This is a genomic window from Streptomyces sp. NRRL S-31 (genome assembly GCF_000718775.1).
Taxonomy (GTDB): domain Bacteria; phylum Actinomycetota; class Actinomycetes; order Streptomycetales; family Streptomycetaceae; genus Streptomyces.
Genome location: NZ_JOCB01000267.1, coordinates 1 through 369 on the forward strand (window position 1 = coordinate 1; position 369 = coordinate 369).

Genomic DNA, 369 nt, shown 5'->3' on the forward strand with positions numbered 1-369 from the left:
CGAGAAGCCGGCGTTGCGGTCGGGGGTCCACTGCATGGGGGTGCGCACGGCGTCGCGGTCGCCGAGCCAGATGTTGTCGCCCATGCCGATCTCGTCGCCGTAGTAGAGGATCGGCGAGCCGGGCAGGGAGAGCAGCAGGGCGGTGAACAGCTCGATCTGGTTGCGGTCGTTGTCGAGCAGCGGCGCGAGGCGGCGGCGGATGCCGATGTTGGCGCGCATCCGCGGGTCCTTGGCGTACTCGGCCCACATGTAGTCGCGCTCCTCGTCGGTGACCATCTCCAGGGTCAGCTCGTCGTGGTTGCGCAGGAAGATGCCCCACTGGCAACGGGCCGGGATGGCGGGGGTCTTGGCGAGGATCTCGGAGACCGG

The 369-nt window shown here is 69.1% G+C and carries 1 protein-coding gene; it reads right to left on the reverse strand.

What is annotated here, in order from left to right; all coding sequences use genetic code 11:
- On the reverse strand, nucleotides 1–369 hold a 369-nt coding region (locus IF37_RS0138565), incomplete at both ends, for an alpha-amylase family glycosyl hydrolase (protein ID WP_030754545.1).